The 22,857-nt window shown below is 74.1% G+C and carries 21 protein-coding genes and 1 pseudogene; 12 read left to right on the top strand and 10 right to left on the bottom strand.

Annotation, left to right across the window (positions count from 1 at the left end):
• Positions 1-18: 18 nt before the first annotated feature.
• The gene (locus tag L1857_RS14495) at positions 19-3,201 is read left to right on the top strand and encodes an AfsR/SARP family transcriptional regulator (protein WP_249465326.1); all 3,183 of its coding nucleotides are present in this window, start codon (positions 19-21) and stop codon (positions 3,199-3,201) included.
• A 319-nt stretch (positions 3,202-3,520) separates the two neighbouring features.
• Here the strand turns inward: L1857_RS14495 and L1857_RS14490 are convergent, their stop codons facing one another.
• Positions 3,521-3,910 (bottom strand): PPOX class F420-dependent oxidoreductase, encoded by a 390-nt coding sequence (locus tag L1857_RS14490; RefSeq protein WP_369806794.1) that lies wholly within the window; start codon positions 3,908-3,910, stop codon positions 3,521-3,523.
• An 85-nt stretch (positions 3,911-3,995) separates the two neighbouring features.
• Positions 3,996-4,511, bottom strand: coding sequence for a TetR/AcrR family transcriptional regulator (locus tag L1857_RS14485; protein WP_249465323.1), 516 nt, complete (start codon positions 4,509-4,511; stop codon positions 3,996-3,998).
• A gap of 88 nt (positions 4,512-4,599) precedes the next feature.
• Between L1857_RS14485 and L1857_RS14480 the strand changes: the two genes are divergently transcribed.
• From L1857_RS14480 to L1857_RS14470, 3 genes are all read left to right on the top strand, one after another.
• Positions 4,600-5,982: an MFS transporter gene (locus L1857_RS14480; RefSeq protein ID WP_233157215.1), complete on the top strand. Its 1,383-nt coding sequence runs from the start codon at positions 4,600-4,602 to the stop codon at positions 5,980-5,982.
• 147 nt (positions 5,983-6,129) lie between these two features.
• Complete coding sequence (locus L1857_RS14475; RefSeq protein WP_116109526.1) at positions 6,130-7,113, top strand: zinc-binding dehydrogenase; 984 nt, start codon at positions 6,130-6,132, stop codon at positions 7,111-7,113.
• Positions 7,114-7,157: 44 nt separating this feature from the next.
• Positions 7,158-7,583, top strand: coding sequence for a helix-turn-helix domain-containing protein (locus L1857_RS14470; protein ID WP_094005079.1), 426 nt, complete (start codon positions 7,158-7,160; stop codon positions 7,581-7,583).
• Here the strand turns inward: L1857_RS14470 and L1857_RS14465 are convergent, their stop codons facing one another.
• Complete coding sequence (locus L1857_RS14465) at positions 7,584-7,823, bottom strand: DoxX family protein (protein WP_249465321.1); 240 nt, start codon at positions 7,821-7,823, stop codon at positions 7,584-7,586.
• A 49-nt stretch (positions 7,824-7,872) separates the two neighbouring features.
• On the opposite strand from L1857_RS14465, the gene L1857_RS14460 reads away from it, so the two are divergent.
• From L1857_RS14460 to L1857_RS14450, 3 genes are all read left to right on the top strand, one after another.
• The gene (locus tag L1857_RS14460; protein WP_198958197.1) at positions 7,873-8,361 is read left to right on the top strand and encodes a flavin reductase family protein; all 489 of its coding nucleotides are present in this window, start codon (positions 7,873-7,875) and stop codon (positions 8,359-8,361) included.
• Positions 8,362-8,428: 67 nt separating this feature from the next.
• On the top strand, positions 8,429-8,995 hold the full coding sequence (locus L1857_RS14455) for a dihydrofolate reductase family protein (RefSeq protein WP_094005081.1): 567 nt from the start codon (positions 8,429-8,431) through the stop codon (positions 8,993-8,995).
• Between the two features lie 230 nt (positions 8,996-9,225).
• Complete coding sequence (locus tag L1857_RS14450; RefSeq protein WP_094005082.1) at positions 9,226-9,504, top strand: hypothetical protein; 279 nt, start codon at positions 9,226-9,228, stop codon at positions 9,502-9,504.
• Between the two features lie 168 nt (positions 9,505-9,672).
• Here the strand turns inward: L1857_RS14450 and L1857_RS14445 are convergent, their stop codons facing one another.
• Complete coding sequence (locus L1857_RS14445; protein ID WP_240323050.1) at positions 9,673-10,194, bottom strand: maleylpyruvate isomerase family mycothiol-dependent enzyme; 522 nt, start codon at positions 10,192-10,194, stop codon at positions 9,673-9,675.
• A gap of 221 nt (positions 10,195-10,415) precedes the next feature.
• On the opposite strand from L1857_RS14445, the gene L1857_RS14440 reads away from it, so the two are divergent.
• The 4 genes and pseudogenes from L1857_RS14440 (at position 10,416) to L1857_RS14425 (ending at position 14,665) form a co-directional block, all read left to right on the top strand.
• Positions 10,416-12,023, top strand: a complete 1,608-nt coding sequence (locus L1857_RS14440) for an ABC-F family ATP-binding cassette domain-containing protein (RefSeq protein ID WP_249465319.1) — start codon at positions 10,416-10,418, stop codon at positions 12,021-12,023.
• Positions 12,024-12,135: 112 nt separating this feature from the next.
• Positions 12,136-13,347 (top strand): sensor histidine kinase, encoded by a 1,212-nt coding sequence (locus L1857_RS14435; RefSeq protein ID WP_249465316.1) that lies wholly within the window; start codon positions 12,136-12,138, stop codon positions 13,345-13,347.
• Positions 13,332-13,724 (top strand): annotated as a pseudogene (locus tag L1857_RS14430) (response regulator); the annotation flags it as partial. The gene L1857_RS14435 and the pseudogene L1857_RS14430, both read left to right, overlap by 16 nt.
• Positions 13,725-13,804: 80 nt before the next feature.
• Positions 13,805-14,665, top strand: a complete 861-nt coding sequence (locus L1857_RS14425; protein WP_116109531.1) for an RNA polymerase sigma-70 factor — start codon at positions 13,805-13,807, stop codon at positions 14,663-14,665.
• A 76-nt stretch (positions 14,666-14,741) separates the two neighbouring features.
• Here L1857_RS14425 and L1857_RS14420 read toward each other — a convergent pair whose 3' ends face one another.
• Positions 14,742-15,653, bottom strand: coding sequence for an NADP-dependent oxidoreductase (locus tag L1857_RS14420; RefSeq protein ID WP_205413169.1), 912 nt, complete (start codon positions 15,651-15,653; stop codon positions 14,742-14,744).
• 83 nt (positions 15,654-15,736) lie between these two features.
• On the opposite strand from L1857_RS14420, the gene L1857_RS14415 reads away from it, so the two are divergent.
• The gene (locus L1857_RS14415; protein ID WP_425266772.1) at positions 15,737-16,231 is read left to right on the top strand and encodes a MarR family winged helix-turn-helix transcriptional regulator; all 495 of its coding nucleotides are present in this window, start codon (positions 15,737-15,739) and stop codon (positions 16,229-16,231) included.
• Between the two features lie 61 nt (positions 16,232-16,292).
• Here the strand turns inward: L1857_RS14415 and L1857_RS14410 are convergent, their stop codons facing one another.
• From L1857_RS14410 to L1857_RS14390, 5 genes are all read right to left on the bottom strand, one after another.
• Positions 16,293-17,513, bottom strand: a complete 1,221-nt coding sequence (locus tag L1857_RS14410) for a YncE family protein (RefSeq protein WP_094005088.1) — start codon at positions 17,511-17,513, stop codon at positions 16,293-16,295.
• 96 nt (positions 17,514-17,609) lie between these two features.
• Positions 17,610-18,452, bottom strand: a complete 843-nt coding sequence (locus L1857_RS14405; protein WP_094005089.1) for a phosphatidylinositol-specific phospholipase C/glycerophosphodiester phosphodiesterase family protein — start codon at positions 18,450-18,452, stop codon at positions 17,610-17,612.
• Positions 18,453-18,465: 13 nt separating this feature from the next.
• Positions 18,466-20,055, bottom strand: a complete 1,590-nt coding sequence (locus L1857_RS14400) for an alkaline phosphatase D family protein (RefSeq protein WP_249465313.1) — start codon at positions 20,053-20,055, stop codon at positions 18,466-18,468.
• 498 nt (positions 20,056-20,553) lie between these two features.
• Positions 20,554-22,191 (bottom strand): ABC-F family ATP-binding cassette domain-containing protein, encoded by a 1,638-nt coding sequence (locus L1857_RS14395; RefSeq protein WP_249465311.1) that lies wholly within the window; start codon positions 22,189-22,191, stop codon positions 20,554-20,556.
• Between the two features lie 81 nt (positions 22,192-22,272).
• The gene (locus tag L1857_RS14390) at positions 22,273-22,785 is read right to left on the bottom strand and encodes a hypothetical protein (protein ID WP_205413170.1); all 513 of its coding nucleotides are present in this window, start codon (positions 22,783-22,785) and stop codon (positions 22,273-22,275) included.
• Positions 22,786-22,857 lie beyond the last annotated feature (72 nt).

Here is a 22,857-nt window from a genome sequence, read left to right as displayed (position 1 = left end):
CCCGCTACTGTCGCTTCCGTGAGGTTTTCAGTGCTGGGTCCGCTCGCCGTGCAGGCGGCCTCCGGCGCCGCGGTGGCGGTGCCGGAGGCCAAGGTGCGCGCGCTGCTGGCCGACCTGCTCGTGCACGAGGGCAGGCCGGTCTCGGTGGCGCGCCTGGCCGACGACCTGTGGGGCGAGCGGCTGCCGGGCAACCCGGCCAACACGTTGCAGACGAAGATCTCGCAGCTGCGCCGCACGCTGGAGCGGGCCGAGCCGGGCGCCCGCGAGCTGGTGGTGCGGCAGCCGCCGGGCTACGCGTTGCGGGTGCCGGAGGACGCCGTGGACGCCCGCCGGTTCCGGGCGCTGGTGGGGCGGGCCAAGGCGAGCCGGGATCCGGCGAGCACGGCCGCGTTGCTGCGGGAGGCGCTGGCGCTGTGGCGGGGGCCGGCGCTGGCGGATTTCGCGGAGGAACCGTTCGCGGCCGGGTACGCGCAGCGGCTGGAGGAGGAGCGGCTGGCGGCGGTCGAGGAGCTGGCCGAAGCGCGGCTGGCGCTCGGCGAGCACGCGGAGCTGGCGGGCGAGCTGGGTGATCTCGTGGCGGAGCACCCGCTGCGCGAGCGGTTGCGGGCGCTGCAAATGCGGGCGTTGTACCGGTCGGGGCGGCAGAGTGAGGCGCTCGCGTCCTACACGGATCTGCGCGAGCGGCTGGCCGACGAGCTGGGCCTGGAGCCGGGGCCGGAGCTGGGCGAGCTGCAGCAGGCGATCCTGCGGCAGGACCCGGCCCTGGACCCGCCGCCCGCGGCCGCGCGGTCGAACCTGCCGGTGCCGCTGACGGATCTGATCGGCCGGGAGACGGCGGTGCGGGAGGTCCGGCAGGTTCTGGAGCGGTCGCGGCTGGTGACGCTGACCGGTCCGGGCGGGGTCGGGAAGACCCGGCTGGCGCTGGAGATCGCGGCGGGGCTGACCGCGCCCGACGGGGTGTGGCTGGTGGAGCTCGCGGGGCTCGACGAGCACGGTCCGGCGCGGCCCGCCGAAGCCGTCGCCGCGGTGCTCGGGGTGCGGGACGACGCCGGTGATCTGACGGCGCGGCTGGCGGACGCGGTGCGGGGCCGGCGGCTGCTGCTGGTGCTGGACAACTGTGAGCACCTCGTCGAGCCCGTCGCCGCGCTGGCGGCCCGGCTGCTCGCCGCGGCGCCGGACCTGCGGATCCTCGCCACCAGCCGGGAACCGCTCGGCCTCACCGGCGAGACACTGTGGACGGTGCCGCCGCTGGGCATTCCCGCCGCGGGCCACGCCGATCCGGAGCGGCCGGCCGCGGAGGTGCTGCCGTCGGTGCGCGAGTTCAGCGCGGTGCGGCTGTTCGTCGCGCGGGCGGCGGCCACGGCGCCCGGGTTCGCGCTCACCGAAGGCAATGTGCACGCGGTCGCCGCGATCTGCCGCACCCTGGACGGGCTGCCACTGGCACTGGAGCTCGCGGCCACGCGCGTGCGGGCGCTGGGGGTGCACGAGCTGCTCGCGCGCCTGGGTGATCGGTTCCGGTTGCTCGCCACCGGGGCGCGGGGCGCGCCGGCCCGGCAGCGCACGCTGCGCGCGATGATCGACTGGAGCTGGGAGCTGCTGTCCACTTCGGAGCGCGGGGTGCTGCGGCGGCTCGCGGTGCACGCCGAGGGGTGCGGGCTGGAGGCCGCCGAGGAGGTGTGCGGGGACGAGCCGGGCACGGTGGTCGACGTGCTGGGGCGGCTGGTCGACCGGTCGCTGGTGGTGTCCGAGCACGGGGAGCTGGGCCCGCGGTACCGGCTGCTGGAGTCGGTGCGCGCGTACAGCCTGGAGCGGCTGATCGAGGCGGACGAGGCCGAGCCGGTCCGGTCGCGGCACGCGCGGTACTACGCGGCGCTCGCGGAACGGGCCGATCCGTTGCTGCGCGGCAGCGGTCAGTGCCACTGGCTGGAGAGGCTGGACGCGGAGGCCGCGAACCTGCGCGCGGCGCTCGACACGCTCGTCCGGCAGGGCGCTGCGGACGAGGCGTTGCGGCTGGTGACGAGCCTGGCGTGGTACTGGTTCCTGCGCGGGCGGCTGGGCGAGGCGCTGCGGTCGTTGCGGGCGGCGCTCGCGGTGCCGGGTGAGGTGGCGCCCGGCCGGCGGGCCGCCGCGCGGGCGTGGCTGGCGGGGCTCGAGGTGCTGGCCGGCGGGCGTGTCTACCCGGCGGTGGCCGAGGAGGCCGCGGGGATTCCCGACGTGGCGGTGCGGTCGCGGGCGCTGTGGTTCCTCGGGTACGTGCTGGGCACGGTCGCGGATCTGGCGGGGGCGTCGAAGCTGACCGGAGCGGCTCTCGACGGGTTCGCCGCGCTGGGTGACCGCTGGGGCACGGCGGCCGGGCTCGCCGAGTCGGCCAGCCAGCTGATCGCGCGCGGCGAGCTGGGCCGGGCGTCCGCGGCCGCGGCGGAGAGCGCCGCGATCTTCGCCGAGGTCGGTGACCGGTGGGGGCAGGTGCAGGCGTCGTTCGTGCTGGGCACGCTGGCGTCGTTCGAGGGCCGTTACGCCGACGCGGAGCGGTTGCACACCGAGAGCCTGGAGCGGGCCGAACAGCTGGGGCTGTGGCCGGAGGTGTCCTACCAGTTGTCGTGGCTGGGCCGCACCGCGCTGCTCGCCGGGGATTTCGCGGAGGCGCGGCGCCTGCACGAGCGGGCGCGGCGGGTGGCGGTGGAGAGCGGGTTCACGCCGGGCGAGATGTACGCGCGCACGGGTCTCGCGCTGGGGGCCCGCCGGGAGGGCGCGCTCGACGAGGCGGAGCGGCAGTTGCGGGTGCTGCTGGAGTGGCACGGGCTCGTCGAACACGAGCCGGGCAACACGCTGGTGTGCGACGAGCTCGGTTTCGTGGCCGAGCTGCGCGGCGACGCCGACGGCGCGTTCACCTGGCACCGGCGGGCGCTGGAGATCGCCCGGCGCGGCACGGACCCGCGGGCGGTCGCGCTGGCGCTGGAGGGCCTGGCCGGCGCGCACGCCCTGGCCGGGGATCACGCACTGGCCGCACGGCTGCTGGGCGCCGCCGACGCCGCCCGCCGCTCCGTCGGAGCCCCCCTGCCCCCCGCCGAACGCGGCGACGTGGACCGCATCGAACACGCGGCCCGCACAGCCCTCGGCGAGAAGACCTACACCACCGAACACGAGACCGGCGCCCGGCTGGAACTGGAGGAGCTGATCACGGAAACCCAACCCGCGTAAGGAACGCACCGCGACGGCGCGGAAGCCGAACACCGAGGGGCCCGTCAAGGCGCGGGGCCTTGCGGCGCGGCAGGGCCACCAGGCCCCGCCGGATGCGCACGCGCGCGGCAACCCACCGGATGTGCACGCCGCCGCAGCGCCACAAGGTCCCGCGGGCACGCGCACCGTGCCGCGTCGCGCGGCGCGCATCCGCGCCACGCCACAAAGCCCACGCGCGGCGTGCACTCGCCCAGCAGCGCCACAAAGCCCCATGCGGCGCGCGCACGCGCCCGTTGCGGCCCTCCATCGCCCTCGGTTCCTCAGCAGGTGCCGCGCCGGGTCACGCTCTGCGGCTCACCCTGGGGCCGTCCAGTCCCCAGGCGATGATCCGCTCCGGGGTGATCCGGATGGTCTCCCGCGAGAAGTACGGCACCGGCGGCTCCTGGCCGGTCAGCGCCGCCGCCGTGCCGCGCACCTCGATGCCCCGCGGCACCCACGGGTCCACGCTCGCCAGGTCGTCCACCACGAACGCGACCGTGCTGCCCCGCTGGATGTTGCGGAACTTCTTCGACGCCCCCAGCGCGTGCCCGCCGATGACGATCGTGCCGTCGTCGACGAAGAAGTTCACCGGGTTGTTCTGCACCTGCCCGCCGGGCGACACCGTGGCGAGCCGTCCGATGCGCTGCGTGGCGAGGTAATCCAGTTCTGCTCGTGTGAACACCGGCGCCATTCTGCGGGTTGACGCGCACGTCAAGGCAAGTCCGACAGCAACGACCGGACCGTCGCGGCCACGACGCCCGGCGCGTCGTCGGCGCTCAGCCGCCCGGCGCGGGTCTCCTCCGCCGCTCCGTTGAGGACGTAGTGCACGACGTTGACCAGCCACGTGATCGGCAGGTCGGTCCGGAACACGCCCTGCCGCTGCCCCTTCGGATCAGGTCCTCGACCCGGTCGGCGGCTTCCCCGTGCAGCTCGCGGATCCGGGCCGCCGGCAGGAGCCCCTCGGCGGCCTGCAGCAGCTTCGTCGACTCGGCCACCAGCGCCCAGCTGGGGGCGATCAGCCGGGCCAGCGCGTCACGCGCGTCGCCGTCGAGGTCAACCGTGGACAGGACCTCCTCCCCGGCCCGCAGCGCGTCGGCGAGGGCGGCTTCGACCAGCGCCGCCCGGTTCGGGAAGTGCCCGTACAGCGTCATCCGGCCGACCCCGGCGGCCTTCACGATGTCGTCGATGCTCGCGTCCGGATCCCGGCCGAGGACCTCCCGGGCGGCGGTGACGATGCGGGCGATGCTGCGTTCGGCGTCGGCGCGCCGCCGCGGTCGTGCGGAAGTGCTCACCACCACAGTCTAGCTCGTACTGGAATGTACGAGTTAGCATTCCGGTTGCAAGTCGTACTGAGTCGTACGAGTTAACTCGGAGTTGATCATGTCGGATTCCTTCGCGGCACCTGGCGGGCACCCGTTGCGGTGGCGCATCCTCGGCTTCCTCGGCGTCGCCCAGCTGATGCTGATCCTCGACGTCACCGTGGTGGCGATCGCGCTGCCGCACATCGAGACCGACCTGGGCATGAGCCGCGCGGCGATGACCTGGGTGGTCAGCGCGTACACGCTGACCTTCGGCGGCCTGATGCTGCTCGGCGGCCGCCTCGCCGACCTCGCCGGCGCCAAGCGGATCGCGCTCGCCGGCCTGCTGATCTTCACCCTGGCCTCGCTCACGACCGGGCTCGCCGAAAGCTCCGGCGTGCTGCTGGGCGGGCGGGTCGCGCAGGGTGTCGGCGCCGCGTTGTTGTCGCCGTCGGCGTTGTCGCTGGTCGTGACGTTGTTCGACGGTGACGAGCGGAACAAGGCGCTCGGTGTGTGGTCGGCGCTGGGCGGCGGGGGCGCGGCCCTCGGCGTGCTGCTGGGCGGGCTGCTCACCGCCGGGCCGGGCTGGCCGTGGGTGTTCTGGATCAACGTGCCGATCGGGCTCGTCATCGTCGCCGCCCTGGCGCGGATGCTGCCGCGTGGCGCGGCCGCGGCCCCGGGCGGGCGGCTGGACGTGCTGGGCGCGCTGCTCGTCACCGCCTCGTCCGGGGCGCTGGTGTACGCCTTGATCAACGCCGGTGACCAGGGCTGGCTGACGGCGACGACGGGCTGGCTGGTGCCGGCGGCCGCCGTCGGCTACGTGGTGTTCGCGGCGTGGCAGCGGCGGACGCGGGCGCCGCTGATGGACGTGCGGCTGCTGGCCCGTCGTCCGGTGGCGACCGGCACGTTCCTCATCCTCATGGCGACGGCGCTGACGGTCGCGGTGTTCTTCCTCGGCACCTTCTACTTCCAGCAGGAGCGCGGGTTCGGCGCGCTGGTGACCGGGTTGCTGTTCCTGCCGGTCGCGCTGCTGACGATGGCCGCGGCCAACCTCACCGGGCGGGTCATCGGCCGCTTCGGCGCGCGCCCGCTGGCCGTGGCCGGGTTGCTGGTCGCCGCGATCGGCCTGGCGATCCCGGCGCTGGTGATGAACGCCGCGGTCGTGGCGATCGGCATCGCGGTCGCGGGCGCCGGCACCGGGGTGCTGTTCGTGGTGGCGTCGGCGACGGCGCTGGGACAGGTCGCGCCGCACGAGGCCGGGATCGCGTCGGGCATCGTGAGCACGTTCCACGAGTTCGGCGCGTCACTGGGGGCGGCGGTGGTGTCGAGCGTCGCGGCGGCGAGCCTGGTCGGGGAAACGTTGACCGGGTTCCGCGGCGGGTTCGTCGTGTTCGCCGTGACCGCCGCGGTGGCCGCGATCGCCGCCGGGGTGCTGTCCCCGGGCCGGGCGGCCGTGCCGGTCTGACGGCGCCACCGTCCGCATGCGACTGTCCGAACCGCCGTGCGGGCATCGCGCGCACGCTTCACCATCTGGAAATTCCCTGCTGTGACCCACTTCGCGATGCGTCGAGGCGGGCGCCGGGCCGCTGCTAGTTTCGCCGGCGTGACAACGATGACGGCGGTGGTGCACGGGAACGCGGCGGGACTGGAAGGTGTGCGGGTGGCGGAGGTGCCCGCGCCGCGGCCGGGGCCGGGTGAGGTCGTGGTCGCTCTCCGCGCGGCTGGTCTCAACCACCGCGACCTGTTCCTCGTCGACGCCCGTGGTCCGGGTGACGCGCCGGTCGTGCTGGGTTCCGACGGCGCGGGCGTGGTCGTCGCGGCGGGGCCCGGGGCCGCGGTGGCTCCCGGCACCGAGGTCGTCGTCAACCCGTCGCTGGGCTGGGACGAGCCCGGTGACGTGCCGGAGGTCCCCGCCATCCTCGGGGTCCCCACCGACGGCACGTTCGCCGAGCAGGTCGTGGTGCCGGCGAAGAACGTGGCGCCCAAGCCGGCGCACCTCGGCTGGGCCGAGGCGGCCACCCTGCCGCTGGCGGCGCTGACGGCCTACCGCGCGCTCTTCACCCGCGGCGGTCTCCGCGCGGGCGAGCACGTGCTGCTGCCCGGCATCGGCAGCGGGGTGGCCACCTTCGCGCTGGCGATGGCCAAGGCCGCCGGCGCGACGGTCAGCGTGACCTCGCGCAGTCCGGGGAAGTGCCGCCGGGCACGGGAACTGGGAGCCGATCACGCGATCGGCAGCGCCGAGGACTGGCGTGCCGCGCTGGGGCCGGTGGATCTCGTCGTGGACAGCGTCGGCTCGGCCACGTTCGGCAAGTGCCTGTCGGTGCTGCGCCCGGGCGGGCGGCTGGTGTCGCTCGGGGCGACGACGGGCGCGGAGGTCGGTCTGTCGCTGCGCGAGATGTTCTTCCGCCAGATCAGCGTGCTGGGCACGTCGATGGGCAGCGCGCGGGAGTTCGACCGGATGCTCGCCCTGGTGACCGAACACCGGATCCGGCCGGTGGTCCACGGCACCTTCCCCCTGGACGACGGCCCACGCGCACTGGCCGGACTGGCGGCGGGTGACCAGTTCGGCAAGCTCGTGCTGACCGTGGACCCGTGAGGACGCTCCCTAACATTCCCCATCCTCCTGTGTAGGGTCCGGTTGTGGAAGAAAAGCTGTACTCGGTGGACCAGGTCGCCTCGATGCTCGGCCTGCACGTCCGGACCGTGCGCGGGTACGTCCGCGACGGGCGCCTGCACGCGGTCCGGATCGGCAAGCAGTACCGCATCGCGCAGAAGGACCTGGATGCCTTCACCGGCCGCACCGCGACCGCCGCGCCGCGCGAACCGGGCGCGCGGCACGTGGACGTGTCGAGCATCGTGGAGATCGACGCGATCAGCCCCGAGACGGCGAGCCGCCTGGCGACGCTGCTGATGGCCGCCACGGCCAACCGCAGCTCGGAGGACCAGCCGCTGCGCCTGGAAACCGCCTACGACGAGGAGCGGGCGCGGATGAAGGTCATCGTGCTGGGCGGGCTGGGCGACACGGCCGGGATCATGGAGAACATCGAGATGATCCTGGGACGCTGATCAGAACGGCTCGAACCCGAAGCGGCCGAGCGCGAGGAACGCCGCGATCGCCAGGTAGGTCAGGTTCAGCAGGGCGAACCTGGCGCCGCCCGCGTAGCGGAGGTGCGTGACCATCGCGCCGATCATCAGCGCGATCCAGCACACCGCGGTCACCGGCACCAGCACCGGCGCGATCCCGGTCAGCGCGGGCAGGATCAGCCCGATCGCGGCGAGGATCTCCAGCACGCCGAGCGTCCGCACCAGACACCGCGACCGCTCCCCGTGTGACACGACGGGGTAGAACTGAGCGGTGGCAGGTGACGGATTCGAGACGGTGGTCGGCGCGCTGGACTACCCGATGTTCGTCGTGACGACGACCGACGGGCGGCGGCACGCCGGGTGCCTCGTCGGGTTCGCCGCGCAGTGCAGCATCGACCCGCCGCGGTTCATGGTGTGGCTGTCGAAGAACAACCACACCTTCGAAGTCGCCGCCCGCGCCGCCACGCTCGTCGTGCACCGGCTCGACGCTTCGGCCCACGAACTGGCCGAGCTGTTCGGCAGCCACACCGGGTTCGACACCGACAAGTTCGCGCGCTGCGCCTGGCATCCCGGCCCGGGCGGCGCCCCGGTGCTCGACGACTGCGCCGGCTGGTTCGCGGGCGACATCCTGTCCCGGCACGACACCGGCGACCACGTCGGCCTGCTGCTGCGCCCGGTCGCCGCCACCACCGCCACCGGTCTCGGCCCGCAGCTCGGGTTCCAGGCGGTGCGCGGCCTCTCCCCCGGAAACGAGGCCTAGGAACCTGTCGAACCGCGGCGCCGCCGTCCGACGTGGTGGTGAGACACCCGAACGGAAGGACGGTCCCATGGCGACCACCCGGCTCTACATGTCCATGTCGCTCGACGGCTACATCGCCGGCCCCGACGACCGGCCCGGCCAGGAGCTGGGGCGCGGCGGCGGGCGGTTGTTCGACTGGCTGGACCACCGCGACTCCCCCGGGCCCGACGGCCAGGTGTTCGGCGAGGCCCTGGCCACCGGGGCCGTGATCGCCGGGCGGCGCACGTTCGAGCTCGCCGGGCGGTGGCAGGGCGACCACCACGACGGCGTGCCGATCCACGTCCTCACCCACCACGTCGACCCCGGCGACGAGCCGCCCGGCAGCGCCCGGTTCTACACCGACGTGGCCGCGTGCGCCGCCGACGCCCGGGCCGCGGCGGGCGACGGCGCGATCCTGGTGCACGGCGCGGGCGCGGCGCAGGCGCTGCTCGCCGCCGGGGAGCTGGACGAGATGGAGATCCACCTCGTCCCGGTCCTGCTCGGCGCGGGCCGCCGGCTGTTCGGCACGCGCGAGGACGCCCCGGTCGAGCTCGAACCGATCCGGCGGCTGGACGGCCACGGCGTGACACACCTGCGGTACCGGGTGGCCGGATAGCGCACGGCCAGCGGGAACCGGCCGGTCTCGGGCCCGTCCCGATCACGGGTCTCGGCGATCGGTGCGGGGTCGTGTTAATCTTGCGCCGTGCAGCGCCTGACGTCCCAGCGACTCGTAACCCGGCGCGCCGGCTGAACCCAGGTCGCCGGCGCGCAGTTCGGCGATCGCTCTTCTTCTTCGGGACCTGGCCCGGATCCATCCGGTCTTTTCGATCTTCCTGGAGATCCGCCATGTCCGTCAGCACGTTCGACACCCCGGCCCCGCGTTCGGCTCTGCTCGTCCGGCGCCGGATCGCCACGTACTTCACCGGCGGGGCCCCGCAGGTCCCCGCCCTGATCGGCGCGCTGTCGCAGCAGGGCCGCCCGGTGCATGAACTGTCGGTCGACATCCGCGAGGGCGTCCGGGAGAGCAGCATGGTCTGCGCGGTCCTGCTGCCGGGCGAGGAGATCGACCACCTGCTGGCCCGCCTGCGGGAGCTGCCCGCGGTGGTTTCGGCCGAACTCGCCTGAGCCGGCCCCGCGTCCGGCTCCCCGCCAGGGCAACGCTTCTCGCCGAGCTACGAACGTCCCCTCGAACTCGCGCCGCGCTCGACGTCGCCGCCTAACGCAAGCCGGTGAGGTGCGCCCGCGCGGCGGGGCGGCCCGCGAACAGCAGCATGATCGCCCACGCCGGGCCGCTCACCTCGGGGCCCTCGCCCACCGCCCAGCCGCTGTCGGTCGTGCGGTAGCGGTGCCCGCCGAAACGGCGGCGGCGTGGAACATCCGCGGCTTGTCCCACAGCCGCTGCGCGGCGTGCGCGGCGGCTTCCGGCGGCACGGTGAGGTGCTTGCCCAACGGCAGCGCGATGTCCAGGCCGTGCACGAGGATGTCGAGCAGCACCTCGTGCACGCCGATGCTCGGCGGGGTCCGCCGGTACCCGGCGAGGGCGCGGATCTCCGTGGCGAGCCCGTCCGTGCCGGGGTAGGTGCACGCGGAGTCGCGGATCGCCCGGTTCATGTCGCCGCGCGCCCGGACCGCGGCGGCCAGCGCGTCCCGGAGGCTGGTCCGGTACTGGGTGGCCAGGTGGGCCGCGACGTCGCGCACCGTCCACCCCTCGCACAGCGACGGGCGGGCCCATTCGTCGCCGGTCAGCCCGTCCAGCAGGTCCGCGATCGCCACGCGCTGGGTGTCGACGGCCCGCCACAGGTCGGCGTCGTCCATGTCACTGAGTCGCGCGGTCCGGGCCGCGCGTTAACGCCGTGCGGTGATCGCCGGAGCTGCTACGATCAAGGTGGAGTGACTCGTGCGAAGGAGACCCGTCGTGGCAGGTGAAGACGACATCTCCGGGTGAGCCCCGGAGCTAGCTGGCCACCGGCGGATATTGCCGTCGTGGCCGTCTCGTCGTCCACCCGTTCCGCCACGCATTCCGAGGTTTCTCCGTCATGTCCGATGCTCGTATCGTCGTGTCCGGCCTGTCCTTCTCCTGGCCGGACGACACCCCCGTGTTCGACCGGTTGTCCGTCACCTTCCCGGACGGGCGCACCGGTCTGGTCGCGCCCAACGGCGCCGGGAAGTCCACCCTGCTCCGGCTCGTCGCCGGTGAGCTGCGGCCGTCGGCGGGCAGCGTGTCCGTGGACGGGCTGCTCGGCTACCTGCCCCAGGACCTGCCGCTGACCGGTGACCTCACCGTCGCCGAGGTGCTCGGCATCGCGCCGGTGCTGCGGGCGCTCGCCGCGGTCGAGGCCGGGGACGTCGCCGAGGAGCACTTCACCACGATCGGCACCGACTGGGACGTCGAGGAACGCACGCGCGTCCAACTGGACCGGCTCGGGCTCGGGCACGTCGCGCTCGACCGGCGGCTGGACACCCTGTCCGGCGGCCAGGTCGTGTCGCTCGGGCTCGCCGCCCAGCTGCTCAAGCGGCCCGACCTGCTGCTGCTCGACGAGCCCACCAACAACCTCGACCTGGACGCCCGCCGCCGCCTCCACGCCGTGCTCGACGACTGGCCCGGCTGCCTGCTCGTGGTGAGCCACGACCGGGCGCTGCTCGACCGGATGGACCGCATCGCGGAGCTGGACGCCGGCGGGATCACCTTCCACGGCGGGAACTTCACCGAGTACGAGCAGGCCGTCCAGGCCGCGCGCGAGGTCGCCGAGAAGAACATCCGCAACGCCGAGCAGGAGGTCAAGCGGGAGAAGCGCGAGATGCAGCAGGCCCGGGAGCGGGCCGCGAAGCGGGCGAGCACCGCCCAGCGGAACGTCGCCAGCGCCGGGTTGCCGAAGATCGTCGCGGGGACGTTGAAGCGCAACGCGCAGGAGTCGGCGGGCAAGGCCGACGGCACGCACGCCGCGCGGGTCAACGCGGCGAAGGCGAAGCTGGACCAGGCGGAGCGGTCGCTGCGGGAGGACCAGAAGATCGTCCTGGAACTCCCCCGGACCGCGGTGCCCGCGGGGCGCACGCTGTTCCTCGGTGAGGGCCTGCGCAAGCGGGAGTTGTTCGGCGCGGGCGTGGACCTGGCGGTGCGCGGGCCGGAACGCATCGCGCTGACCGGGCCCAACGGGTCGGGCAAGTCGACGCTGCTGCGGCTGATCAGCGGTGATCTGGAGCCCGACCACGGGTCGATCCGGCGGGCCGGTGGGCGGGTCGCGTACCTGTCGCAGCGGCTGGACCTGCTCGACGACGACCGCACGGTGGCGGAGAACCTGGCCGCGGCCGCGCCCGGCATGCTCCCGGCCGATCGGATGAACCTGCTGGCGCGCTTCCTGTTCCGCGGCGCGCGGGTGCACCTGCCGGCGCGGGCCCTCTCCGGCGGCGAACGCCTGCGCGCGACGCTCGCGTGCGTCCTGTTCGCCGAGCCCGCGCCGCAGCTGCTGCTGCTGGACGAGCCGACGAACAACCTGGACCTGGTGAGCACCGGCCAGCTGGAGGCCGCGCTGAACGCCTACCGGGGCGCGTTCGTGGTCGTCAGCCACGACGAACGTTTCCTGGCCGGCATCGGCATCGAGCGCCGCCTGCACCTGGACGGGGGCCGGCTGCTGGAGGGCGCGTGAGCCGGTGACCGCGCCCCCGGGGGGTGCGGGTGGGCGCCCAGCCGGGTGGGTCCAGCCCCACTTCCGCGCCGATCCGGTACCGGCCCGGCGTTCCGCGGTGCACAGTGGACCCGTGCGAAACGTGGTGGTGGGATTCTGGCGAGCGGTGGTGGTCCTGGTCGTCAGCATGCTGGTCCCGGCCGTGTGGGCGGCCGCCGTGGCGCTGGCCCTGTGGTGGGACGGTCCGTGGACGTGGATACCGCCGGTGCTGTGGGCGGCCGTCGCGACGCTGCTGCTCGCCCGGCCGGTGTGCCGGATCTTCCGGTCGCTCGTGGCGAAGTGGACGGGCACCGTCATCCCCGCCGGCTACCGGGAGATGCCGCCGGTGGTGCGGTTGTCCACCGGCTTCTGGTGGAACGGCCACTCCTACGAGCGCACCGAGCGCGACGCCCGCCTGGACCAGCAGTGGCGGCTCCGGTGGCGGGATCCGGCGCGGTGGCGCGACCTGCGCTTCACCGCGATCGCCCCGGTGACCGCGGGCCTGGCGGCGGCCGTGCCGCCGGCCGGGATCGCCGCCGCGGTCCGGTGGTTCTCGGTGCCCGCGGTGGTTCTCGGGGTGGCGGTGGCCCTCGCCACCGCACCGTTCGCCTGGCGCGTCGCCGGACCGGTCGCCGTCCGCTTCCTGCGCCCCACCCCGGCGATGGCGCTCGCGGACCGGGTCGGCGAGCTGACCGCCCAGCGCGCGGACACCACGATCGCGCAGGCCGCGGAGATCCGCCGCATCGAACGGGACCTGCACGACGGCGCGCAGGCACGGCTGGTCGCGCTCGGGCTTTCGCTGGCCACCGCGGAGAAACTGATGGAGTCCGATCCGGACAGAGCTCGGGCGCTGCTGCGCGAAGCCCGCGCCGGGGCCGTGTCGTCCCTGGCCGAACTGCGCGACCTGGTCCGCGGCATCAGCCCGCCGGTGCTGACCGAGCGCGGCCTCGCCGACGCGGTGCGCGCGCTCACGCTGGACACGCCGCTCGACGTGACCGTCGAGGCCGACGAGCTGCGTCTGGACCCGCCGGTCGAGTCGGCGGTGTACTTCGGCATCGCCGAGCTGCTGACCAACGCGGTCAAGCACGGCCACGCGACCGGCGCGCACGTCCGCCTCGCCCACGACGGGGCCGGGCTGGTCGCCGAGGTCTCCGACGACGGCCGGGGCGGCGTGCGCGAGCCGGACGGCGGCGGTCTCGCCGGGCTGCGCCGCCGCCTCGCGGTGTTCGACGGGGCGCTGGCGATCACCAGCCCCGCGGGCGGTCCGACCACGGTGAGGATGATGGTGCCGTGCGAATCGTGGTAGCCGAGGACCTCTACCTGCTGCGGGACGGGCTGGTCCGCCTGCTCGAGGCCTACGGGCACGAGGTGGTGGCGACGGCGGCCACCGGACCGGAGACGCTCGACGCGCTGCTGAAGTGGCGGCCGGACGCCGCCGTCGTGGACGTCCGCATGCCGCCCACCCAGTCCGACGAGGGGCTCAAAGCCGCGCTCGCCGCGCGCCGGGAGGTGCCCGGGCTGCCGGTTCTGGTGCTCTCCCAGCACGTCGAGCAGCTCTACGCCCGCAAGCTGCTGGCCGGCCCGGACCGGCGGCTGGAGCGGCTCACCGAACGCGAGCACCCGGTGCTCGCCCTGATGGCCGAGGGGCTGTCCGACCAGGCCATCGCGCGGCGGCTGTTCCTTTACCTGAACCGGATCTGAACCGGGGTGTCACATCCGCGCGCCGGGCGGTGTCTGCATGCCGAGCGACCCGAGGAGGAACCGTGACCGACCCGTTCGTCACCCATCGCAGCCTGCTGTTCACCGTGGCCTACGAGATGCTCGGCTCCGCGGCCGACGCCGAGGACGTGGTGCAGGAGACCTGGCTGCGCTGGGCCGAGGTGGACCAGGCGGAGGTGCGGGACCCGCGGGCGTACCTGGTGCGGGTGGTGACGCGGCAGGCGCTGAACCGGCTGCGGTCGGTGTCCCGGCGGCGCGAGGACTACATCGGCGAATGGCTGCCCGAACCGCTGCTGACCACCCCGGACGTGGCCGAGGACGTGGAGCTGGCGGAGAACGTGTCGATCGCGATGCTCACCGTGCTGGAGACGCTCGGCCCGGCCGAGCGGGCGGCGTTCGTGCTGCACGACGTGTTCGACCTGTCCTACGCGGAGGTCGCCGAGGCGGTCGGGAAGAGCACCGCGGCGGTGCGGCAGATCGCGCACCGCGCCCGGGAGCACGTCGCCGCGCGGCGGCCGCGGATGCAGGTGGACCGGGCGCAGCAGCAGGCGGCCGTGGACCGCTTCCTGGCCGCCGTGTCCAACGGTGACGTGCGCGCTCTGGTGGACGTGCTGGCCCCGGACGTGGTGGTGATCTCCGACGGCGGTGGCGTGGTGCCGGCGGCGCGCAAGCCGGTCATCGGCGCCGAGCGGGTCGCGACGCTGCTCGCCCACGCCGCCGAGCGCACCGGGTTCACCGCGAGCGCCACCTGGGTCAACGGGATGCCGGGCGTCCGGCTCGACGTCGAGGGCTCGGCCGCCGCGCTGAGCCTGGTGGTCGAAAACGGCCGGATCACCCGCATCTACGGGATCAACAACCCGCACAAGCTGGGCTGGCTGGACAAGGTGGCCGAACTGCGCCGGTGATCGTCCGATGTGGACTCGTGATTCCTGGTCCGGCGCCGGACCAGGAGTCACGACACGGCCACCCCTCCAGCGCCGGTCAGGGCAGCAGCACCGTCTTGCCGGCGAGTTTCCCGGCGGCGGCCTCCTCGTGGACCGCGGCCAGTTCGTGCAGCGGGCGGCGGTCGGCGACGTGGATGCGCAGCCGTCCGGCGTCGACCTCCCGCACCAGGTGGCGCAGCTGCCCGGCGTCGCTGCGGACGAAGACGCGGGCGGCTCGCACCCCGCGGGACTCGTCCGGCTCCGGCGGCGTCGCGCTGCTCACCACGATGCCGCCCTCGCGCACCAGCGCGGTCAGCTCCGGCGGGGTCGCCGGCGCCAGGTTCACCACCACGTCGACCGGTTCGCGCACCGCGTCCCAGTCACCGTGGCCGACGACCCGCGCCGCGCCGTAGGACCGCAGCCGCTCGGCATGGGCTTCGCGGGCCGTGGCGACGACCGTCGCCCCGGCCTGGGCGGCCAGCTGCACCGCGTACCCGCCGACGGCGCCGCCCGCGCCGTTGACCAGCACGCGCTGCCCGTCCCGCACCTCGCCCAGCTCGAACAGGGCCTGCCAGGCGGTGAGCCCCACCACCGGGAGGGCCGCGGCGTCGGCCGCGGGGACGGACTCCGGCGCGGCGGTGAGCACCTCGGCCGGGGCGAGGACGTACTCGGCGGCCGCGCCGCCGTCGATGATCGGCAGGAACCCGATCACCGGGTCGCCGGCCCGGAAGCCGGTCACGCCGTCCCCGGTCTCCGCGACGGTGCCGGACACGTCCACGCCGGAGATGTGGGGCAGGCGCACCGGGAAGACCTCCCGCAGCACACCGGCGCGGATCAGGGCGTCGACGCCGTTGAAGCTGGTGCCCGCGACCCGCACCAGGACCTGGCCCGGCCCGGGCGCCGGGCGCTCGGCCTCCTCGGGACGCAGGACTTCGGCTCCGCCGTACTCGTGGTACCGCACTGCTCGCATGATCTCTCCTCGATTTTTGCTCCGAATTCGAAGCATATGTAGACCGTAGCACGCTTCGAAGTCGAAGCAAGTAGAATCCGGATGTGAGCCACGACGCACTGGACGCCGAGCAGCTGGACGCCTACTTCGCGCTGATGGAGGTCAGCAGCCTCCTGCAGCACGCGGTGGAACAGCAGTTGCGTGCCGCCGGGCCGCTCAGCTGGGTGCAGTTCCAGATCCTCGCCCGGCTCGCGAACTCCCCCGGCGGCGGCCAGCGGATGACGGACCTGGCCGACGGGGTGGTCTACAGCCGCAGCGGCCTGACCTACCAGGCGGGGCTGCTGGACAAGGCCGGGCTGGTCACGCGCCGCCCGTCCGAGGACGACGAGCGCAGCGTGACGGTGACGATCACCGACGCCGGCCGGGACATGGTGGCGCGCGTCCTGCCCGGGCACGTCGAGGTGGTGCGGACGATGCTGTTCGAGGGGCTGTCGCGGCGCGACCTCACCACCCTGAGCGGCATCCTGAGCGGGGTGCGCGAGCGGATGCGCGCGGCACCGCCGCGCTCGGCGACCTCACGCCGCAAGCCGAAGGCCTGACCAGCCCGCGGGAAGGCGCGCCAGCCGCGGGTGGTCACCGGCGGCGAGACGCCCGCACCGATCACCGGCCCGGCCAGTTCGCGGGAAGGCGCGCCAGCCGCACCCGCTGCGGGTGATCGCCCACCGGAACCGAGGTGATCTTCCGCCCGGTCGCGAAGTCGATCGCGGTCACCTGGTCCGTCCCGCTCTCCGAGATCACGCACGCGGCGCCGTCCCCGCTGACCGTGGCCCAGTACGGCTTGCTCGCCGTCACCAGCGGGCCCTCCCGCAGCGTCGCGCGGTCGACGATCGTCGCGTAGTCGTCCATCGTGCCGGCCACGCAGAGCTTCGTGCCCGCGGGGTTCATCGACAGGCCGTGGTGGCGCGAGTCGTTGACGAAGGTCGTGCGGTCGTCGCTCGTCGCCGGGTTCTCCGGCAGCGTCTTCATGCGCGTGATCCGGTCACCGCGCACGTCGTACTCGAAGAACCCGTTGAAGAACGAAACCTGGAAGTACAAAGTGGACTCGTCCGGGCTGAACGCGACCGGCCGCACCGCGTCCGAGTGGTCGGCACGGCCGAACGCGTCCAGCCGCGGCCGCATGTCGATGATCCGCACCTGCCGGAAGGTCGCGGCGTCGACCACGGTGATGCGGCGGTCGCCCTTCAGCGGGTCGAGGATCGGCGCGTCGAGGTCGTTGTTGACCTCCCCGATGGACATGTTCCACAGGTACCGCCCGTCCGCCGAGAACACGTTTTCGTGCGGCTTGTCCCCGGTGGCGAACGACCCGAGTTCGGCGCCGGTGCGGATGTCGAGCACGTGCACCCGGTTGCTGGTGGACGCCGACACCGCCACGCGCAGCCCGTCCGGCGAGACCGCCATGTGGTCGGCCCGGAAACCGGAGACGGGGAAGCGCCAGTTGATCGCCCCGGTGCCGGCGTCGATCGAGACGACGTCGGCGAAACTGGGGCGGGACACCACGATCGCCGAGCCGTCGGGCGTGGCGTACATGTCGTCGGCGAACTGGTCGTGCCCCTCCCCGACGGTGTGCCGGATGCCCAGGAAGAACGCGAGCCGGACCGGGTCGAGGTGGATCTCGCGGAGCCGCTCGTCCCGGTCCGGGATGACGTCGATGCGGCCGATGCGGTGGAAGTCCCCGGTGGCGGCGAGGACGTCGGCCGTGCCCTCCCAGTTGTTGCCGACGAGCAGGACCTCCCGCAGCGCGGGCGCCGCGGTCGCGGCCGGCGGCCCGGTGAGGAGACCGGCCAGCAGGACGGCGCCGAGCAGGAAGGCGGGAGCGCGCATGGTCTTCCTCCGTGGGAAGCGGCTACCTACTGGAGAGTAGCCATCCCCGGCGTGCGGCTCAAGAGCGCTACCCGCCGCGTGCCCCTCGGCGCGCGATCACGCCGCCCGGCGCTCGGCCGGGTCGTGGGTCAGCAGGAAGTCCCGCAGGCCGGCCAGGTCGTCGGTGTTGATGTGGTCCACCCCGGCGGCCAGCAGTTCCCGCCACACGGCCTCCCGCGCGGCGCCCGGGGTGTCGGGGGTGGCCCAGAACCGGACCCGGTACCCGGCGGCGTGCGCCTGCGCGACGATGCCCTGCAGCTTGGCGCGCTCGGCCGCCGGCATCGGGCCCACGCCCCGCCACGTGAAGGCGTTGGCCCAGTTGTCGCTCACCAGCGGCATGAACGTGGCCGGCGTCCCGGTGCCGAGGTCGCCCAAGCGCCCGTCGTAACCCGCGAAACGGGTGCGCTGCGCCAGCATTTCCGCGCGTGGCCGGTTGCCGCTGATGACCACTTCGACGGCGCCGTCGTGCTCGCGCCCGCCGGTCCACCGGGTGAGCATGAACCGGAACTCACGCAGCGCCGCGTCCACCGCCTGGTAGGCCGACGGGCCGTCGCTCTTGATGTCGATCAGCAGCTGGAACGACTCGCGCCACCGCGGGTACACCCGGCCGCCGTGGGCGCGCACCCGCTCGGCCAGCGGTTCGAGGTACAGGCTGGTCAGGGTCCGGCCGGGCCGGGCGTCGACCAGGTCGTGCGCCACCCGCAGCTCGCCGTCCACCAGCCACACGTCCGCCTCGACGGAGGTGAACCCGTGGCCGAGGGCGTCGGCCAGCGGGCGGTCGTGCTCGTAGTCGTTGTGGGCGTGGGCGTGCTCGAGCGGCTGCACCCGCGACGCCGCCGCGGCCGGCAGCGCGCCACCGGCCACCACCAGGGCGAAGATCAGCACCAGCAGTCGTTTCATCGGTTTCCTTCCCTCAGACCCGGACCGCGCCGGGACGGCCGTCCTCGACCACGAACGAGGCCACTGTGGATTCCGGCGCGTCGGCGCGGCTCACCGTGGAGACCATCCGCAGGTCGCTGCGGAACTCCTTCTTGCCGACCCGGCAGCGCACGTAGCCGCGGCGGTCGCCGTCGAAGAACTTGATGTGCGGGTTGTACTGGATCATCGGCCCGTAGTACGGCCCGTACACCGCACCGTCCCCATTGGACGAGATCGAGGTGCCGACGATCTCGGTGCCGATCACCGGCGAGCCGGGACGGTCGAAGTCGGCGTGGATGTCGTTGACGAACGTGGAGTGCCAGTCGCCCGTGACGACGACCGGGTTGCGCACGTCGTGCTGCTGCCACGCGTCGGTCAGGCGCTTGCGGGCGGCGGGGAAGCCGTCCCACGCGTCGTGCCACAGCCGGGAGCCGCCTGGGCCGTCGTGGTCGAGGCGGGCGAGCATGACGTTGTTGCCCAGGATGTTCCAGCGCGCACGGGACGCGGCGAAACCCTCGTAGAGCCACCGTTCCTGGGTCGCGCCGAGCATGGTGACCGACGGGTCGTAGGCGGCCGGGCACGCGTCGGCCTCGCCCCAGCCGCACGGCGGGACGTCGCGGTACTGCCTGCCGTCGAGCATGTCGATCTGCGCGAGCCCGCCCCAGTGCAGGCGGCGGTAGATCCGCGGGCCGCCCGCCGACGCCGGGTTCGCGGGCGGGCGCACCGGCTGGTGTTCGTACCAGGCCTGGTAGGCGGCGGCGCGCAGGGCGGCGATGTCGCCGGCGTGTTCCTGCCGGGTGCTGGCGTAGTCGTTCTTGACCTCGTGGTCGTCCCACACCACCAGCCACGGGAAGCGCGCGTGCGCGAGCTGCAGGTCGGGGTCGCTCTTGTAGAGCGCGTACTGCATGCGCCAGCGCTCCAGGTCCTGCGGCACGGTGCGCAGCACGTCCGGGGTGGTCACCTTGCGGTAGCCGCCGTCGGCCGGGATGCCGCCCTCGTACACGTAGTCGCCGAGGTGCAGGACGAGGTCGAGGTCCTCCTGCGCCATGTGGCGGTAGGAGGGGTAGTAGCCGCTGTCCCACGACTGGCAGGAGGCGAACGCGAAGCCGAGCGTGCCGCCTGGGGAGCCCGGGGCGGGGGTGGTGCGGGTGCGGCCGACCGGGGAGATGTCGTGGCGGTAGCGGAACCGGTAGAAGTACTCGCGGTCGGGCGCGAGGCCGCGTGCCTCGACGTGCACCGAGTGGGCCAGCTGCGGCAGCGCCCAGGTGCTCCCCCGCGCGGCGACGCGGGTGAACCGCTCGTCGGCGGCGACCTCCCAGTCGACCGGCGCGGCCTTGGGCGGCATGCCACCGCCCGGCGTGAACGGCTCCGGCACCAGCCGCGTCCACAGCACGGCGCCGGTCGGGGCCGGTTCCCCGCTGGCGACGCCCAGTTTGAAGGGGTACTCGCCACCGCCCGGCCGGGGCGCGGCGGCCGCGGGGCCGACGGGCAGCTGGGACAGCGCGGCAGCCCCGGCGACGGCGGACGCGGAAGCCAGGAACCGGCGGCGGTGGAAGTCACCTGATGGAGTGATCGGCACGGACACTGTCTAACCGCCGCCGGTGGAGCGGGCCGGTCATCCGGATGAACAGAGCGCGAAGCGGATGTTTCAGCCCGCGATGCACCTCGGGCTCGGCGGGCGCGCGGCGGGCCGTGGGTGTGAGGCGGGCTCGCCCGGCTACCGGGCCCGGCCGGCCAGTGCGCCGACCAGGCGGCGGGCCGCGGGCGCCGCAACGCCCGAGCCCAGCGGGCGCAGCCCTCGACGACCGGGCCAGCCTCCAGTCACCGGCCTGCACCTGCCCCGAGCAGGCAAGCCCCGCACCCGGCCGCCACGCCCGAGCCCGATCGGCGCGGATCTCGGCGACCGTGCCGTCCTCCACCCGCCGCGCACACCTGCCCCGAGCACACGGCCAACCGCGCGGGACCAGCCCGCGCCAGATGCGACCGAGACCAGGTGGCACCTCGGCGGCCTCGCCCTCCACCCGGCCGCCGACGTGCACCTGCCCCGGGCGCGCGCCGGGTCCTCAGCCCGAGCCCGACCGGCTCAGAGCTCCGTCACCTTGCCCTCCGTGACCTCCAGCCGCCGGGTCACGGAGACCGCCTCCAGCATGCGCCGGTCGTGCGTCACCAGCAGCAGGGTGCCCGGGTAACCGTCCAATGCGGACTCCAGCTGCTCGATCGCCGGGAGGTCGAGGTGGTTGGTCGGCTCGTCGAGCACCAGCAGGTTCACCCCGCGCGCCTGCAGCAACGCCAGCGCCGCCCGCGTCCGCTCGCCCGGGGACAGCGTCGCCGCGGGCCGGAGCACGTGCGCCGCCGCCAGGCCGAACTTCGCCAGCAGCGTCCGGACGTCGGCGTCGGCCAGCTCCGGGACCTCCCGCGCGAACGCCTCGGCCAGCGGCAGGTCGCCGAGGAACAGCCGCCGCGCCTGGTCGACCTCGCCGACCTGCACCCCGGACCCCAGCGACGCCGCCCCGGCGTCCAGCTCGACGCGGCCGAGCAGCGCCGCCAGCAGCGTCGACTTCCCGGCCCCGTTCGCCCCGGTGATCGCCACCCGGTCGGCCCAGTCGATCTGCAGGTCGACCGGCCCGAGCGTGAACCCGCCGCGCCGCACCACGGCTCCCCGCAGCGCCGCCACGACCGCGCCCGCCCGCGGCGCCGCGGCGATCTCCATCCGCAGCTCCCACTCCTTGCGCGGCTCCTCGACGGCCTCCAGCCGCTCGATCATCCGGTCGGTCTGGCGGGCCTTCGCGGCCTGCTTCTCGGTGGACTCGGCGCGGAACTTGCGGCCGGCCTTGTCGTTGTCCCCGGTCTTGCGCCGCGCGTTGCGGACGCCCTTCTCCATCCACGCCCGCTGCGTGCGCGCCCGCGTCTCCAGCGCCGCGCGCGTCGCCGCGTACTCCTCGTAGTTCTCCCGCGCGTGCCGCCGCGCCACGGCGCGCTCCTCCAGGTACGACTCGTACCCGCCGCCGTAGAGCCGCACCTGCTGTTGCGGCAGGTCCAGCTCCAGCACCTGGTCGACGGTCCGGGCGAGGAACTCCCGGTCGTGGCTGACCAGCACGGTCGCCGCGCGCAGCCCGGTGACGAACCGCTCCAGCCGGGCCAGGCCGTCCAGGTCGAGGTCGTTGGTGGGCTCGTCGAGGAGGAACACGTCGTAGCGGCTGAGCAGCAGCGAGGCCAGCCCGGCGCGGGCGGCCTGCCCGCCGGACAGCGACGTCATCGGCTGGTCGAGGCCGACCGAGAGCCCCAGGTCCACGGCGACCTCCTCGGCCCGGTGGTCGAGGTCCGCGCCGCCCAGGACCAGCCACCGGTCGAGCGCGGCGGCGTAGCGGTCGTCGGCCCCGTCGGCGCCCGCGGTCAGGGCCTCGGTCGCCGCGTCCAGCTCGGCCTGCGCGGCGGCGACGGAGGTGCGCCGGGCGAGGAACTCGCGCACCGACTCCCCCGGCCTGCGTTCCGGTTCCTGCGGCAGGTACCCGACGGTCGCGCCCGGCGGGGTGAGCCGGACCTCGCCGGCCTCGGGCTTGTCCACCCCGGCGAGGATCCGCAGCAGCGTGGACTTCCCGGCCCCGTTGACGCCGACCAGCCCCACGACCTCCCCCGGCGCGACGACCAGGTCGAGGCCGGCGAAAAGGGTGCGGTGCCCGTGTGCCGCGGTCAGGTCCTTCGCCTGGAGGGTCGCACTCACCCGGCCACCTTAGCCGCGGTCGCGGTGTCGCCACGCCGCGGCAGGCCCACGACCGGTGCCGCCGGGGCGTTGCTCAGCCGTTCAGGCGCGCCTGGAGCGGGTGTCGGCCACGGAAGCGTAGGAGACGCCGTCGAGCGCGACCGCCTGTTTGCCGGCCTCGTCGCCGGCCGCGAGCACGGCCGTGGCGAACGCCGGCAGCGCCGCGCCGCCCGTAGCCACCGTGACGACCGCGCCGGTGATCGCGGTGAGCACTCCGAGGGGCAACGGGACAGCCTGCTCGTGCTCGCCTAGGCGCTCGTCGCCTACTCCACCATCATCGAAGAGGCGCGGCGCGGCCTCGTGGATCTGATGACCGCATGCGCCGACGGCTTCGCGCAGGTGAGCAAGCAGGTGGAGGCGGCCGGTCTGAGCGTGGGGATCACCGAGCACCTGCGCCGGCCCGGACAGGGCACCCAGGCCCGTCAGGTGGTTCCGGTCGAGCTGGGCGAACTGCTCCAGCCGCGCGATCAGCTCCCGCGCGAGGCCGATCGCCGGTTCGACGACCTGGCCGATCCCCGATTCGAGCGCGCCGGGATCTACCTCGTATCCACCCATTTCACACTCCCCCAGTGAAAACGGTGAACGAGCATCATGACCGCGAAACGCCCACGGCGCCACACCCCGCCG

It is taken from the genome of Amycolatopsis thermalba, assembly GCF_023376025.1.
In the GTDB taxonomy this organism is placed as follows: Bacteria; Actinomycetota; Actinomycetes; order Mycobacteriales; family Pseudonocardiaceae; genus Amycolatopsis_E; species Amycolatopsis_E thermalba.
Note: the sequence above shows the minus strand (reverse complement) of the source record. Positions and strands in the feature narration are given on the sequence as shown.

Excerpts from the sequence above, each read along its gene's own strand:
- L1857_RS14490 (WP_369806794.1), bottom strand. The coding sequence starts at position 3,910 with ATGGCGCCGGTGTTCACACGAGCAGAACTGGATTACCTCGCCACGCAG.
- L1857_RS14480 (WP_233157215.1), top strand. The coding sequence starts at position 4,600 with ATGTCGGATTCCTTCGCGGCACCTGGCGGGCACCCGTTGCGGTGGCGC.
- L1857_RS14475 (WP_116109526.1), top strand. The coding sequence starts at position 6,130 with ATGACGGCGGTGGTGCACGGGAACGCGGCGGGACTGGAAGGTGTGCGG.
- L1857_RS14455 (WP_094005081.1), top strand. The coding sequence starts at position 8,429 with ATGGCGACCACCCGGCTCTACATGTCCATGTCGCTCGACGGCTACATC.
- L1857_RS14450 (WP_094005082.1), top strand. The coding sequence starts at position 9,226 with ATGTCCGTCAGCACGTTCGACACCCCGGCCCCGCGTTCGGCTCTGCTC.
- L1857_RS14445 (WP_240323050.1), bottom strand. The coding sequence starts at position 10,194 with ATGGACGACGCCGACCTGTGGCGGGCCGTCGACACCCAGCGCGTGGCG.
- L1857_RS14440 (WP_249465319.1), top strand. The coding sequence starts at position 10,416 with ATGTCCGATGCTCGTATCGTCGTGTCCGGCCTGTCCTTCTCCTGGCCG.
- L1857_RS14420 (WP_205413169.1), bottom strand. The coding sequence starts at position 15,653 with ATGCGAGCAGTGCGGTACCACGAGTACGGCGGAGCCGAAGTCCTGCGT.
- L1857_RS14410 (WP_094005088.1), bottom strand. The coding sequence starts at position 17,513 with ATGCGCGCTCCCGCCTTCCTGCTCGGCGCCGTCCTGCTGGCCGGTCTC.
- L1857_RS14405 (WP_094005089.1), bottom strand. The coding sequence starts at position 18,452 with ATGAAACGACTGCTGGTGCTGATCTTCGCCCTGGTGGTGGCCGGTGGC.
- L1857_RS14390 (WP_205413170.1), bottom strand. The coding sequence starts at position 22,785 with ATGGGTGGATACGAGGTAGATCCCGGCGCGCTCGAATCGGGGATCGGC.